General features: G+C 54.1%; 2 protein-coding genes. Both read right to left on the bottom strand.

Features of this window, described 5'->3' with window-relative positions; all coding sequences use genetic code 11:
* Positions 1-147 precede the first annotated feature (147 nt).
* On the bottom strand, positions 148-15,144 hold the full coding sequence (locus QF041_RS24570; protein ID WP_307417046.1) for a non-ribosomal peptide synthetase: 14,997 nt from the start codon (positions 15,142-15,144) through the stop codon (positions 148-150).
* A 162-nt stretch (positions 15,145-15,306) separates the two neighbouring features.
* A complete protein-coding gene (locus QF041_RS24565) occupies positions 15,307-15,429 on the bottom strand; it encodes a hypothetical protein (RefSeq protein ID WP_307415978.1) in 123 nt (40 codons plus the stop codon).
* Positions 15,430-15,713 lie beyond the last annotated feature (284 nt).

Here is a 15,713-nt window from a genome sequence, read left to right as displayed (position 1 = left end):
AAGTGACCGCATGCCCCGGCGCAGATCCGAAAAAACTTACTTTCGGCCTGCGCGTTTACGGGCTTGATTTACGGACTTGCAAGTTGTTCGCCGTCTTCCATGGGATGCGCACCACTTTCGCTTGACGGCGGAGGCGCGCTTGTAATATTAGAACGCAAATTCGATCGTATCGACGGCATTCTTTGTGCCTGCCGCCGGTTTATGACATTCAATCCGACTTAGCTCAAGTTGTGGATTTTCCGCAATTTGAGAAAGTACCCGCAGGTAATCCTCGGTTAAGGTGCGGATCATCGTTTCTTTGAACAGTTTGGTGGCATAGAAAAAGCCCCCGCTCAGTGCCCCTTCGTTTTCATACATAAACAGCGTCAGATCAAACTTCGCTTCTTCCAATTGGTCAAGCTCGTAATTCTTCAGGCTGACCCCTTCCAGTTCGGCGTCTCGTTCTTCGATATTTTGCAAGTCGAAAACGGCATCAAACAGTGGGAAGCGGCCCGGCTCGCGCTTCACATTCAAACGCTCCACGAGCTCCTCAAATGGATAATCCTGATTCTCAAAAGCCCCCAAAGCCGTTTCCTTCACTTCATCAAGGTAGGACAGGAACGTTTTTTCTCCTGACGGACGATTGCGGAGCGCCAGTGTATTAACAAACATGCCGATGACCGGCTCCAAATCGGCGTTAGTTCTTCCCGCCACCGGGGTGCCCACAATTAAGTCTTCCTGCCCGCTGTACTTGGACAGCATCACGGTATATGCCGCAAGCAGTACCATGTACAGCGTGCTTTCACGCTCGGCCGCCAATTCACGCAGCCGCGCAGAGAGAGAAGCTTCGACATCGAACTCCAGATGCGCGCCTTCGTAGTTGCGAACTGTAGAACGTTCGTAGTCCATCGGCAGATCCCCCGTCGGCAGCTCGCCTTCAAAGGTTTGCAGCCAGTACGCTTCCTGCCGCCCGATCCGCTCTCGGTGGACCTCCGACTGCTGCCAAACGGCATAATCCTTATATTGAATGCGTAGTGGCGGCAGTTCTTCCCCGGCGTAGAAACTCGAGAACTCATCCATCACAATCGCCATCGATACGCCATCCGACACAATATGGTGCATATCGAAAAGGAGAATATACCGGTTCGGCTCCAGTTCGATGACTCCGGCGCGCAGCAGCGGCGGCTTGCCGAGATCAAACGGACGAACGAAGTTGCGGACGATCTGCTCAACTTGAGCTGCATCCTCTGTATCCGCTTGATGATGCTCGATAGCAAAATCGACCTGCGGGTAAATCCGCTGAACCGCTTCGCCCTTCACCATTTCAAAACCGGTGCGCAGCGATTCATGCCGTGTTATCAGTTTCCGCAAGGCGGCTTCCAACCGGTCTAAATCAAACTTGCCTTCCACCTGCACCAGTTCCGGCATGTTGTAAAGCTGATCCGCTCCATCCAGCGTGTGCTGAATAAACAACCGTTTCTGCGCGGAGGACAGAGGGTAGTACTCTCTCTCTTCCGCTTGAGGAATGGCCTCATGCTCCCGCCGTTCCATCCGGGCAATCGCATCGGCCATCGCCGCAATGGTCGAGTGACGGAATACGTCGCGCAGCGGCAGGTTGACGTTTAATTCCTTAAATACCTTGCCTGCCATTGTCGTCGCTCGCAGAGAGTGGCCGCCGATGTCGAAGAAGTTGTCATAAACACCAATCTCCTTCGTAAGCCCCAGCACCTCCTGCCAAATCACCGCCAGCTTCATTTCCAGCTCATTGCGCGGTGCGACATACTCCGTTCCACTTCCCGCTTCCCCTTCCGGCGCCGGCAGCGCCTTCCGGTCTATTTTCCCGTTCGGTGTCAGAGGTAGACGCTCCAGCTCCACGAAGTACGACGGGATCATGTAACCCGGCAGCTCCTGCGCCAGCGCGCTACGCAGATCGTTCACTAACAGCTCCGCATCGGTATCTGGTGTGTAATACGCACACAGTGCCTTCTGCCCGTTCGCATCACTTCGAACCAGCACCAACGCTTCGCGCACGCCTTCCACTCGCAGCAGCTGCGACTCGATCTCGCCCGTCTCAATCCGGTAGCCCCGGATTTTTGCCTGGTTGTCGATCCGGCCGATGAAATCCACGTTTCCGTCCTCCATCCACCGCGCCAAATCTCCCGTGCGATACAACCGCTCACCAGCGGTGAAAGGACTGTCTACAAACTTTTCTTCCGTCAGCTCTGGACGGTTCAAGTACCCGCGCGCCACACCGACTCCGCCGATAACCAATTCGCCCAGCACACCGACGGGTACGGGATTCAGATGTGCATCCATGATGTAGAACTTCGCATTCAACCACGCTTTGCCAATCGGCACATGCCCTGTCTGAGGAAGTCTCGACAACTCCTCGTCATAGAAACTGGAGTCAATTGCCGCTTCCGTCACACCGTAGGCGTTAATAATGCGGAACGACGAGCCAAACCGTTCCTGTAAGGTACGGTAATCTGCCACACTGCAGCTGTCCGAGCTAGTGATCAACAGCTCCATCCCGCTCAACTCCAACCCCTGCTCATGCACGTACTCCATAAACGGCACGATCAGTGCCGGTGTTGATTCAAAGATCGTCACTTGCTCCCTCTCTATCCAGTAGTGCAGACGAGACGGATCGATCCGGTCGTCCTTCGGTACAATGGCCATGCTGCCTCCGTTGTACAACGTCCGCGCGATATCGCCCACAAACACGTCAAACGAGAAGCTTGCGAGCTGCAGCAGCCGCACCGGGAACTGATCCAATCGGTATTCCCATCGGTAACCCGCCGCCGTGTTCACCAGGCTGCGATGTTCGATCATTACACCCTTTGGCTTACCCGTTGTTCCCGACGTGTAGATGACGTACGCCAAGTCCTCCGGACGGGCTTCATGGAAGCTGCCCATACCGACAACATCAACATCATTTGGATGACTCTCATTACGGTCGTTCACAGCACCCGTCAGCTCGCCGGAGACCAGACCTGAAACCATGCCTTGGCCGAAGTCCATTGGTGCATTCGCTCGGTCTTCGCTGTATGACGTTTCGTCATCGAGATACAGCACCGTCTCCAGTGCTAGTTCCTCTTCGCCGAGCCAGGATTCGGCACGCTCTCGCAGCAGCGTTTGTGTCAGCAGCACCTTCGCTCCGCTGTCTTCGAGCATAAATCTCACCCGGTCTGCTGGATAATCCGGGTCGAGCGGTACATAGGCTCCGCCCGCTTTCCATACGGCCAGTACGGCCACCAGCAAGTCCACCGAACGCTCGGCGAGAATGCCAACGATTGACTCCCGGCCGATGCCACTTGTGCGCAGTGTAGCCGCCAAGCGGTTCGCTCGCTCGTTCAACTCCACATACGTTAGGCGGTTTTTTTCATACACGACGGCTTCCGCTTCCGGTGTGCGTTCCGCCTGTTCCTCGAACAACCGGTGGAACGCCGCCACAGGAGCCTCTTCCGGCTGCGCCGGATTAAACGCGCAGACAATTTCTTCTTTTTCCGCTGCCGTCAGCAAATTCAGATCGGCAATCTTCGCATCTGGACGGTTTACAATTGTCACGAGCAACTGCTCGTAATGTTTTGCCAGCCGTTCAATCGTCTCCCTTTTATAAAGAGCCGTTGCATATTCGAAGCTGTAATCCAACCCGCCGTTCTCCTCGCCCACATCCAAGCTGATATCAAACTTCGCAGTATCCAGTACGCTCGGGTAAGGAATCAGGCGAAGCCCTTCCAGCTCAAATTGCTCGTTCTCCGTATTTTGCATCGTAAACATCGTATCGAAGAGCGGATTACGGCTTAAATCACGGGTGACTTGCACCTTGTCCACCAATTGTTCAAACGGATAGTTCTGATGCTCAAAGGCACGCAGAGTTGTTTCTTTGACTTCGTTCAGATATGACAGGAATGTTTTCTCCGGAGACGGATAACTGCGAATCGCCAGCGTGTTTAGGAAAATCCCGATCAACGGCTGCACATCTCCATGATTCCTTCCGGCAATCGGCGTACCAACGATCACGTCTTCCTGACCTGAATATTTGTGCAAAAGCACGTTATACGCCGCAAGCAGCACCATAAACAGCGTCGTGCCCGTTTCCGAAGCCAACTGTTTCAGGCCGTCGGTTTTTGAAGCGTCGAAGAAAAACTCCATCGTTTGGCCCTCATAGCTCTGTACAGCAGGACGTGGATAGTCGGTCGGCATTTCCAGCACTGGAAGCTCGCCCTGGAACATGTCCAGCCAATACGCCCCCTGATGCTGAAGCCGTTCCTGCTGCTCCTGCGAATGCTGCCAAACGGTGTAGTCTTTGTACTGAATGCGCAGCGGCTCCAATTGCTCCCCACCATACAAACGCACAAATTCTTCAACAAAGATTTCCATCGAAACGCCATCAGAAATAATATGATGCATGTCGTACATCAGAATATGGCGTTCCGGAGCCAGCTCAACAAGGCCTACCCTCAACAGCGGTGGCTTAGCCAAGTCAAACGGACGGACGAAACCATGAACCACCGCTTCGACCTCTTGCTCATCCGCTTGATAGAACTCCACCGCAAAATTCACGTCCTGGTAAACCCGCTGTGATGCTTCGCCATCCACCATTTCGAACCCGGTGCGCAACATTTCATGCCGCGACACGAGCTTACGGAACGTTTCTTCGAACCTTGTCCGGTCCAAAGCACCCTCCAGCAGCATCGCTTCCGGCATGTTGTAGCTAAGCTCCGCGCCTTCCAGTTGATTCAGGATAAAGAGACGTTTTTGAGCAAAAGATTGCGGGTACACCTCTCGGTCATCCGCCACTGAAATGGAAACGAATGTCTGTTCATCCAGCCGAGAAATGGAGACAGCCATGCTCTCGATCGTGGAATGGCGGAACACGTCGCGCAGCGGCAGATCCACGTTCAACTCTTTATGAATCTTGCTGACCAACGTTGTCGCTCGCAGGGAGTGGCCACCGATGTCGAAGAAGTTGTCGTGAACACCAATCTCCTTCGCAAGCCCCAGCACTTCCTGCCAAATAACCACCAGCTTCATTTCTAGCTCATTGCGTGGTTCGACGTACTGTGTTCCGCTTCCCGCTTCTCCTTCCGGCGCCGGCAGCGCCTTCCGGTCCATCTTTCCGTTCGGCGTCAGAGGCATGCGTTCCAGCTCCACGAAGTACGACGGGATCATGTAACCTGGCAGCTCCTGTGCCAACGCACTGCGCAGATCGTTCACTGACAGCTCCGCATCGGTATCTGGTGTGTAATACGCACACAGTGCCTTCTGCCCGTTCGCATCACTTCGAACCAGCACCAACGCTTCGCGCACGCCTTCCACTCGCAGCAGCTGCGACTCGATCTCGCCCGTCTCAATCCGGTAGCCCCGGATTTTTGCCTGGTTGTCGATTCGGCCGATGAAATCCACGTTGCCGTCCTCCATCCAACGCGCCAAGTCTCCTGTGCGATACAGCATCTCGCCCGCGACAAACGGGCTGTCTACAAACTTCTCTTCCGTCAGCTCTGGACGGTTCAAGTACCCTCTTGCCACGCCAACGCCGCCGATAACCAGCTCGCCCAGAACCCCGACGGGCACGGGATTCAGATGCGCATCCACGATGTAGAACTTCGCATTCAACCACACTTTGCCAATCGGCACATGGCCTGTCTGCGGCAGCTTCGCCAACTCCTCATCATAGAAACTGGAGTCGATTGCCGCTTCCGTCACACCATAGGCGTTAATAATGCGGAACGACGAACCAAACCGTTCCTGTAAGGTACGGTAATCTGCCACGCTACAGCTGTCCGAGCTTGTGATCAACAGCTCCATCCCGCTCAACTCCAGCCCTTGCTCGTGCACGTATTCCATAAACGGCACGATCAGCGCCGGCGTTGATTCAAAGATCGTCACTTGCTCCCGCTCTATCCAGTGTTGCAGACGAGACGGATCAATCCGGTCGTCCTTCGGCACAATCACCATTGTTCCGCCGTTATACAACGTCCGCGCGATATCGCCCACGAACACGTCAAATGAGAAGCTAGCGAGTTGCATCAGCCGCACCGGGAACTGATCCAACCGGTATTCCCGCCGGTAGCCCGCCGCCGTGTTCACCAGGCTGCGGTGCTCAATCATTACACCCTTCGGCTTGCCCGTCGTTCCCGACGTATAGATCACGTACGCCAAGTCCTCCGGACGGGCTTCATGGAAGCTGTCCATGCCCACAACCTTCGAATGTCTCTCATCTCCGTCGTTCACAGCACCCGACAGCTCGCCGGAGACTTTACCGGAAACCATGCTGGAGCCAAGCGGTGCATTCTCCCGGTCTTCGCTGTATGACGTTTCATCGTCGAGGTACACTACCGTCGCCAGTGCCAGTTCCTCTTCGCTGAGCCAGGCTTCGGCACGCTCTCGCAGCGGCGTTTGCGTCAACAGCACCTTCGCTCCGCTGTCTTCAAGCATGAACCGCACGCGGTCTGCCGGATAATCCGGGTCAAGCGGTACATACGCCCCGCCTGCTTTCCAGACGGCCAGCACGGCCACCAGCAGGTCCACCGAACGCTCGGCGAGAATGCCAACAATCTCCTCCCGGCCGATTCCACTTGCGCGCAGCGTGGCCGCTAAGCGGTTCGCTCGCTCGTTCAGCTCCGTGTAAGTCAGCCGATCGTTCTCGTATACGATGGCCTCCGCTTCCGGAGTGCTCTCCGCTTGTTCCTCGAACAGTCGGTGGAACGCCGACACAGGAGCCACTTCCGATTGCGTCGGATGGAACGCGCCGAGAACTTGTCCTTTTTCCTCTGCCGTCAACAAGTTCAGCTCAGCGATCTTTGCATCCGGACGGCTTACAATCGCCGCAAGCAAATGTCCAAAATGAATCGATAACCGCCGGATCGTGCTTTCTTTATAAAGAGCCGTTGCGAATTCAAAGTTACACTCCAGTCCGCCATTTTCTTCCGTAACATCCACACTCAGGTCGAACTTGGCCATACCATATTCGCTAGGGTACGGGGACAATTTCAGCCCTTCCAGCTCAAACACTGACTCCTCCAGGTTTTGCAAGGAGAACATCGTGTCAAACAGCGGGTTGCGGCTCAAATCCCGGCTAACCTGCACTTTATCAACGAGTTCTTCGAACGGATAATTCTGATGCTCGTAAGCGCCTAAAGTCGTTTCTTTCACTTCTTCCAAATACGACAGAAAGGTCTTCTCCGAAGCCGGGTAATTGCGGATCGCCAGCGTGTTAACAAACATTCCAATCAAAGGCTGCATGTCGCCGTGCGTTCTGCCTGCAATCGACGTTCCGACTATCAAATCATCCTGACCTGTATATTTATGCAAAAGCACGGTATATGCGGCAAGCAACACCATATATAGCGTCGTTCCTCTTTGAGCGGCCAGCTGTTTCAAGCCTTCGTTCGTTGCCTCGTCCACGAAGGACGTCAGCGTATGTCCCTCATAGCTCTGTACAGCAGGACGCGGGTAGTCCGTTGGCATTTCCAGAACCGGCAGCTCGCCCCGGTAACGGTCCAGCCAGTAAGCTTCCTCGCGTTTCAATTGCACTTTTTGCTCGTCCGATTGCTGCCATACCGCATAGTCCTTGTACTGAATGTGCAAAGGTTCTAATGACTCGCCGCTGTACAGACGAACGAGTTCCTCAACGAACACGTCCATCGAAACCCCATCGGAGATGATATGGTGCATGTCAAACATCAGTAAATAACGTTCGGTTGCCAGCTCTACGAGCTCGGCACGCAGCAACGGTGGCTTCGCCAAGTCGAAAGGTCGGATAAAAGCCTGCACGACTGCAGACGCTTCTTCCTCGTTCGCATGACGGCACTCGACGGTAAAATCAACGCTCTCGTAAATACGCTGTACCGCTTCGCCTTGCACGATCTCAAATCCGGTTCGCAACGTTTCATGACGTTCGATCAGTCCGCGGAAAGCTTTCTCCAGCAGGCTGTGGTCAATCGATCCTTCGAGCAGCAGCACACCCGGCATGTTATAGCTCTGATCGGCTCCTTCCAGCTGATTCAGGATAAACAGCCGCTTCTGAGCTGAGGAAAGTGGATAATACGCTCTTTCATCTGCCAGCGGAATCGACGAGAACAACTGCTCTTCAATCCGGGAGAGGGCGAGAGCCATCTCTTCGATCGTTGAGTAGCGGAATACGTCGCGCAGAGGCAACTCGACGTTCAACTCCTGATGCACCTTGCTCACCAGTGTCGTTGCCCGCAGGGAATGGCCGCCCAAGTCAAAGAAGTTATCATGAACCCCGATGTGTTCCAATCCGAGCACACCTTTCCATATTTCAGCCAAGCTGACTTCCAACGGAGTCCGAGGCGGAGTATGTCCTTCGCCTGGCTGCAAGCTCTCCTCAGGTGCCGGGAGGGAGCGGCGGTCAACCTTGCCGTTCGTCGTCAGCGGGAGCCTCTCCAACTGGATCAGGTAAGCCGGGATCATATAGGCCGGCAGTTCCTGGGAAAGAACACTCTTCAGCTCGGCCGCCGGAAGCTCACGGTCCGCTTCATAATAGGCGCAAAGCTGCTTCTCGCCGGAGGCGTTTTCCCGCGCAAATACCGTCGTTTTCCGAATTCCCTCCACTTTCTGAAGCTGAGCTTCGATCTCGCCCAGCTCAATACGGAAGCCGCGGACTTTCACTTGATCATCCGTCCGCCCCACGTATTCAATCGTGCCGTCCGGTAGCCATTTTGCCAAATCCCCTGTCCGGTACATGCGCTCTCTCGGCACAAACGGATGGTCCACAAATTTCTCCGCCGTTAGCTCCGGCCGGTTATTGTAGCCCTGTACCAAGCCTTCTCCGCCGACGCAAAGCTCCCCAGCCACGCCGATCGGCAGAAGTTTATTCTGGCTGTCGACGATATACACCGTCGTATTGCTGATCGGCCGTCCGATAGGTACCGTAACCGCGGACTCATCGACAAAGTCGACTGGAAGATACGTGGTATAAACCGTGCTTTCTGATGGGCCGTACAGGTGATTGAGCCTGCCCGGTCCGATATGAGCGAGCGCTTTACGCACATGGCCGACCGACACGCGCTCTCCTCCGAACAAAATCGCCCGGACATCCTGCAGGCAGTCGACGTTCACATCTACAAGGACGTTGAAGAAAGCCGTCGTAATTAGCATGACCGAAATTCGCTCGCGCTGGATGAGATCCGCCAGCTTGCCGATTTCCAGTAAAGTCTCGTGGGGAACAAGCACCAGCCGTGCCCCGTTGGTCAAAGCGCCGAAAATATCAAAAATCGCTCCGTCGAACGAATAGCTCGAAAGCTGGAGGACATGATCCCGCTCAGTGATGTCGATATAATTCGTATTTCGCACGATCCGCACGATATTGCGGTGTGAAACAAGGTTGCCTTTTGGCTTGCCCGTCGTGCCTGACGTATAGATGATGCAAGCCAGATCTGTCGCTTCGCTACCTTGATTTAGATTTGTACCGTATTCGTGATAGAAGGACTCGTCATCCAGTAAAATCACGGAGTAAGAACCCGCCTGGCGCTCGCGCAATCGACTTTGCGTCAGCATGACCTGCGCACCCGAATCCTCGATCAAGAAACGGATACGCTCCTCGGGATATTCCGGGTCAATCGGTACGTAAGCCGAACCGGCTTTGTGTGCCGCCAGCATACCCACCACCATTTCGATGGAACGCTCAGCCATAATAGCGACCAGGCGACCTTTGGATATCCCGTGGCTACGCAAGGTACGAGCAAGACGGTTAACGCGTTCGTTCAACTCGCGGTAGGTCAGTTCTTGCCCATTCAAGGAGATGGCAGCTGCATTCGGGATGCGCTCCACCTGCTCTTCGAACAATTGAATGAGCGTTTTCCCGCGTGGAAATTCTGTTGTGGTGTCGTTAAAACGTCCGAGAAGGTCAGCCTTTTCCGCCTCCGTCACAAGTTCCAGCTCGCCCACGGTAATCTCCGGGTTATCCGTCACCTGCTCCAGCAAATGAACGAGATGCCCCTTGAGCCGCTCAATGCTGTCTTTATCAAACACTTCGGCGTTAAAGTCGAACCGAATTTCGATCTCGTCTCCCGGCACCACGGTGACGTTAAAGTTATAGTTTGTCTGCTCCTCCATCTGAACATCAGCAATCGTCAGGTCGCCGTGCTGCTGGTCCCCCGCCTGCTCCATCTGCTCGTCCACCGGATAGTTCTCAAAAGCGATGATATGGTTGATCAGGTTCTGCTTTTGCACGCTGCGGGCCTGAATTTCATACAGCGGATAGTAATCATAACGCCCGGACTCCAGTGCCCGCTCTTGAAGCTTCGCCATCAGGTCGGCGAACACGGTGTCCGCTTCACTCGTCACCCGGACCGGCACCGTATTGATGAACAGCCCGATCATGGACTCAATGCCCGGAATTTCCGCCGGTCTTCCGGCTACGACGCTGCCAAATACGGCATCGTTTGTTCCGTTATATTTTTGCAGCATCACGCCCCAAATAGCTTGCAGCAGTGTATTGACCGTAACCAGGCGCTGTTTCGCCACCCGGTCCATCCGCTCACTCAAGTCCTTGCCCAGTTCGACGGTGACGTGATCAGCCGTAAATCTGCCGTTGAGCGCCAGTTCCTTTTGTCCAGGGAGTACGGTTTGCCCTTCATAACCTGCCAGGAATGCCATCCAATAGGCTGATGCCGCCTGATCGTCCTGTTTCTCCAACCATTCGATATAGGCCCCATAATCCGATCCCTTATCTCCCGCTGATTGCTCGCCGGATGCCAAGGCCGAGTATGCCTCAAACAGCTCCTGCGTCAGCTGAGCCAGGCACCAGCCGTCCATCAAAATATGTTGGAAACTCCACAGTACATGATAGCTTTGCTCTTCGGTGCGCAGGATCGTGAACCGAACGAGCGCGTCATGTTCCATGTCGAAGCCGCGAAGCTTGTCCTCCTCAGCCTTTTTATCCAAGTAAGCTTGTTTCTCGTCCATCTGCAAATGAAGCAGCTCTTCATATTCAAAACCGACCGGTTTGTCGCGGTATATGATTTGCAGTGGCTCGCCCGCGGGTCCTTTCACAAAATTCGCCCGCAGCACCAGATGACGTTTCGCAAGTTCCATCCAACTCCTCTCAAAAAGCTGGACGTCGAGCTCTCCCCGCATCGTAAACCGCGTCTGCTCAAAATAAGCCGCAGTTTGCCGGTCAAGCGCGCTGTGGAACCACATACCTTTCTGCATCGGCGTAAGTGAGTAAATATTTTCGATTTCCCCGAGATGGCCCGAGCGCTGGGCGATTTGCTCCAATTCTGCAATGGTCAAGCCTTTAAATTGAACGTCGCTCGGCGTCAATTCAGTGTTTTCTTTGCCTGCACAGTGGATAATGAGGTCTCGGAGACTGTGCTCAAGTTGCTGAGCGAAGGCTTCCATCGTTTCCTTGCGATACTGTTTCTGGCTGTAGCTGAGATCGAGCGATAAAGCGCCGTCCAGCACCATACCGTTGATATCCAGCACAAAGCTGCGGGCCTGCCGGTCGCTAGCCGGGCTGCCGCTGGAATAAGAAGATATGCCGATCTCGTCTTGGTTGACATCATCGTCGAACTGACCGAGGTAGTTAAAATTAATTTCCGGCTCTGCGCCCCAAACCAATCCATCCTCCGATTTCGAGAGATAGCGACATATACCGTACCCAAGCCCCTTGTTCGGAATGCGACGCAAGTTTTCCTTGACCTGTTTAATCTGATATGCCAAATCTCGGTCGGTTTCCGGCTCCAGTACGACCGGAAACTTGGTCGTAAACCAGCCAACTGTACGCGTGATGTCGATATCCGTTCCGATCGATTCACGTCCGTGTCCTTCGAGATTGATCCGCACCCGTTCGTGCCCCGTCCATTTGTGTAAGGCTATTCCGAGCGCCGTTACCAAAATATCATTGATTTCGGTGTTGTAGGCACGGTGAACCCGCTTCAGTAGCAGCTCCGTTTCTTCAGGAGTCAAACGGACAAACAGCGATTCGCTGTCATACTGCGTCGTAACGTCCGCCTCCATATCCTTCGGCACGGCCAGAACCTCCATTTGTTCCACGGCCTGCCAATAGGCCCGTTCCTTCGCTATCTCCGGACTTTGCGCGTAAGCAGCCAGCTGCTCGGACCAAGTGCGGTACGCATCTGTTTTCGCCGGGAAACGAATTTCCTTGCTTTTTCCAGTCTGCTCGTAACCTAGAGCGAAATCCTCCATCAAAATGCGCCAAGACACGCCGTCTACCACAGCATGATGAACCGCGAGCAGCAAATGATCTCCGTCCTCGCACTGGAACAATCCCGCCTTCATGAGGGGCCCGTTCTCCAGATCGATGCCTGCTTGAATGCCCGTTGCCTTCGCTTCTACAACCTGCGTGGGATTCTCCGCATCCTTAAAGTCGAACACGTCCAGCGTGAACAGCCCACCATCCTGAATCGCTCGGGTTAACGCACTAAACCCTTGTTCCGTCTTGCAGAACACCATGCGCAAGGCATCATGATGCTCGGCCAGCTTTTGCAGCACCTGATACACTGTCTCTTCGTTGAAGCGTTCCTTCCGATAAAACATCACCGACTGGTTGAAATGATGCGGGTCCGCAAAGGAACTCTCGAAAAACCAATGCTGAATCGGTGTCAAAGCCGTTTCACCCGTTATTTCGCCTTGATCGATGGTACGTCTGATCGGTTTCACATGCAGGCTGAGCTGTGAAATCGTCGGATATTTGAATAAATCCCGGATTTCCAGCTTGTACCCGGCTTGATGAAGCCGCGAAGATACTTGAATGGACTTGATCGAGTCTCCGCCCAGCTCAAAGAAATGATCCGTTACCCCAACACGATCGGCGTTCAATACCGCCTGCCACACATCAGCAAGCGTTCGCTCAGTTTCATTGCGGGGAGCTACGTACGCGCCACCGGTCAGTGCGTTGCCTTCCGGGGCAGGCAAAGCCTTACGATCGATTTTGTCGTTCGGCGTGAGCGGCATCCGCGGTAGCTGAACAAAATGCGCAGGAATCATGTAATTCGGCAATTTTTGCGCTAGCGCGCTTCTCAGCTCGCCGAGCGTAAGAGGGAGACTAGCGACCAGGTAAGCGCACAGTTCTTGCCCGCTTTTGCCTTCCCGCGCGATTACAATCGTCTCCTGCACCGAGTCGATCTTCAGAAGCTGCTCTTCAATCTCACCGACCTCGATTCGGAATCCACGGATTTTCACCTGATGGTCGATTCGGCCCAAGTACTCCATATTACCGTCCGGCAGCCAGCGGGCGAGATCTCCTGTCCGGTAAAGGCGTTCTCCCGGCGCAAACGGATGTTCCACAAACTTCTCTGCCGTCAGCTCCGGTTGGTTCAGGTAACCTCTCGCAAGCCCCACACCTGCCACGCACAGCTCGCCGTCCACTCCCGGAGGCACAAGTTGCAGGTGGGCATCCAAAATAAAAATCTGATGATTAGCCAGCGGGCGCCCAATCGGAATGACTCTGCGCTCCGGCTGCTGCTCATCCGCATCCCAAAGCGTCGTAACAATCGAAGCTTCGGTAGGGCCGTAAGCATTGAAATAGTGAACCTTCGCTTTCCACTGCTGCACGAATTCGGCCGATACCGCCGAACCTCCCGTTACAAGCTTTGTTAAGCTGGGAAGACGGTCCGGGTTCAAATGAGCGCTGTACGTCGGAGGCAAAATCGCCGCCGTAATCTCATGCTCGTTCATATAACTCTCGAACAGACGAGTGTCAAGAATTGTCTCGGCCGTCGGGATGTACAAAGCCGCGCCAAAATAGAGTGCTTTGAACACTTCCCAGCAGGATGCGTCGAAGGACAAGCTCGCAAATTGTACGATCCGGTCATGCTCCGTGATGCCCAGCCTGTCTGCGAACATCAGCTTCAAGCTGACCAAACCACGATGCTCCAGCATGACCCCTTTGGGTTTGCCCGTTGTACCTGACGTATAAATGACATAAGCAAGATCGTGTGGACCACTGGCCGCCTCCAGGTTCGAGCCATCGTCGCTATAGGCCTGCTCGTCATCGAGCGCCAATACGGTCCCTTCGAACGGGACTTGCTGTAACAGCTCTCTTTGAGTCAGCAGCAGCTGCGCGTTCGAGTTCTCCAGAATGTAGCGGATACGTTCTTCCGGGTACTCCGGGTCGATCGGCACGTAGGCACCGCCAGCTTTCAGAACCGCCAAAATGCCAATGACCGTCTCCAGTGATCTCCTGACCATCAAGCCTACCAACTGATTGGGCAGCACACCGACCGATCGTAGCGTACGCGCCAGCTGGTTTGCCCGTTCGTTCAACTCTGCGTATGAAAGCCGCTGCCCCTCAAAGACAACCGCAGTCGCCTCGGGCACACGCTTCGCTTGCTCCTCCACAAGCTGATGAATCGTCCGATCACGAGGATAGTCCTTCTCGGTATCGTTAAAGCTTTGCAGTAATTGAAATTTTTCGTCCTCCGACAGCATGTCCGCTCGCACGATGTCCAGCTCCAGCTCATAAAGCCCCACGGACAGCAGGCGATTCAGGTGGCCGACGACCCGACTCATGAACTCGGAGTCATATAAGTGCTCGTTATATGACAGCGCTAGCTGTATCGTCCCGCCGGTTAAACTGAATTCAAAGGAACAGTCCGTGACCACGTTTTGCCCAATTTCGTCCAGATGCAACTCCTTAAGGGATACTAGCGTATGGACGAAGGGTATCCCTTCTGCATATTGCAGGTCCAGCTTCTCCGTCATTTTCAAGAACGGAATATGTTGATGCTGAATGGCTTCCGGCAAGGAAGTCCTCAGTTCGCTCAGCAGCGTTTTAAAAGTTGCCCCCACCGAAAGCGAGTTTTTCAAAATGACCGTATGATTAACGGATCGACGCGTCTCCCCCTTTTTCGGCACAACCGGCATGCCGACCAGAATGTCTGAAGCTCCTGTATATTTATGCAAGAGTGCCTGAACACCGGCGAGCAAAATCATAAAAGCAGCCAGCGGAGCACCCTTGCTCATTTGAAGGACGCGCTGCGCCGCTTCCTCCGAAAGCGAACCGCCAACGGTTTTCACATTGGGCACCAGGGAGTTTGGAGCTTTGCTGTAAGGCAACCGCGTCAAGGTATAATCGTCACTACCGAATTTTTCGTTCCAAAACAACGTTTCTTTTTCAAAAGCCATCTGGATCGTTCCCCTCTCTTCATCGGTAAAAGCAATCCGGCGGAGCATATGCCGAAGCAACGCTCCCCTCCTTTTCAAACATCTGACAACAATATCATTGGCTTGCGCAATGTCACCGCTTCAATTGCCCGGTTGATCGCATGCGGCAATCCTCTGCTAGCAGCTGTCCCGCTTGGCTCCCATGCGTAAAGGACAACAACAAGCATCGTTCTACGCAAGAGATGCGGTTACTTCGGACTCCTCTGCTTCAATAAGATTGTTGCGGACGAGCCACCCGAAGACGGGATTTGGTTTAACATGGGATTCGGAATTGGATTTGGGGATAGACGACAAGGAATGTTCCTCCTGTCGATGTAAGGCTTGCCGCAGGGTTCCAGCCGTCCAGCAGGAAGTCGACCGTACCTCCTGATTTGGCACCCGAGCTGCCTTTGACGAAGCCTATGTTTAAGGGGTATTGATACACTCTATGTACGATTTGCTTATTCCCCCACAGCCCTGGTGTGGATAAGTAAAGATTCGGCTGCGGGGTAGTGAGCTTTTCCTGACGATTAAATTTAACGAGGGTACTGCATGAGACTCAAGGAATGCTCCGTATGGCACGAACGGTACTGCCCTTG

Origin of the sequence: Paenibacillus sp. W2I17 (assembly GCF_030815985.1) — a bacterium.
Classification (GTDB): Bacteria; Bacillota; Bacilli; order Paenibacillales; family Paenibacillaceae; genus Paenibacillus.
This window is presented reverse-complemented; position numbering and strand designations above follow the sequence as displayed.

Excerpts from the sequence above, each read along its gene's own strand:
- QF041_RS24570 (WP_307417046.1), bottom strand. The coding sequence starts at position 15,144 with ATGCTCCGCCGGATTGCTTTTACCGATGAAGAGAGGGGAACGATCCAG.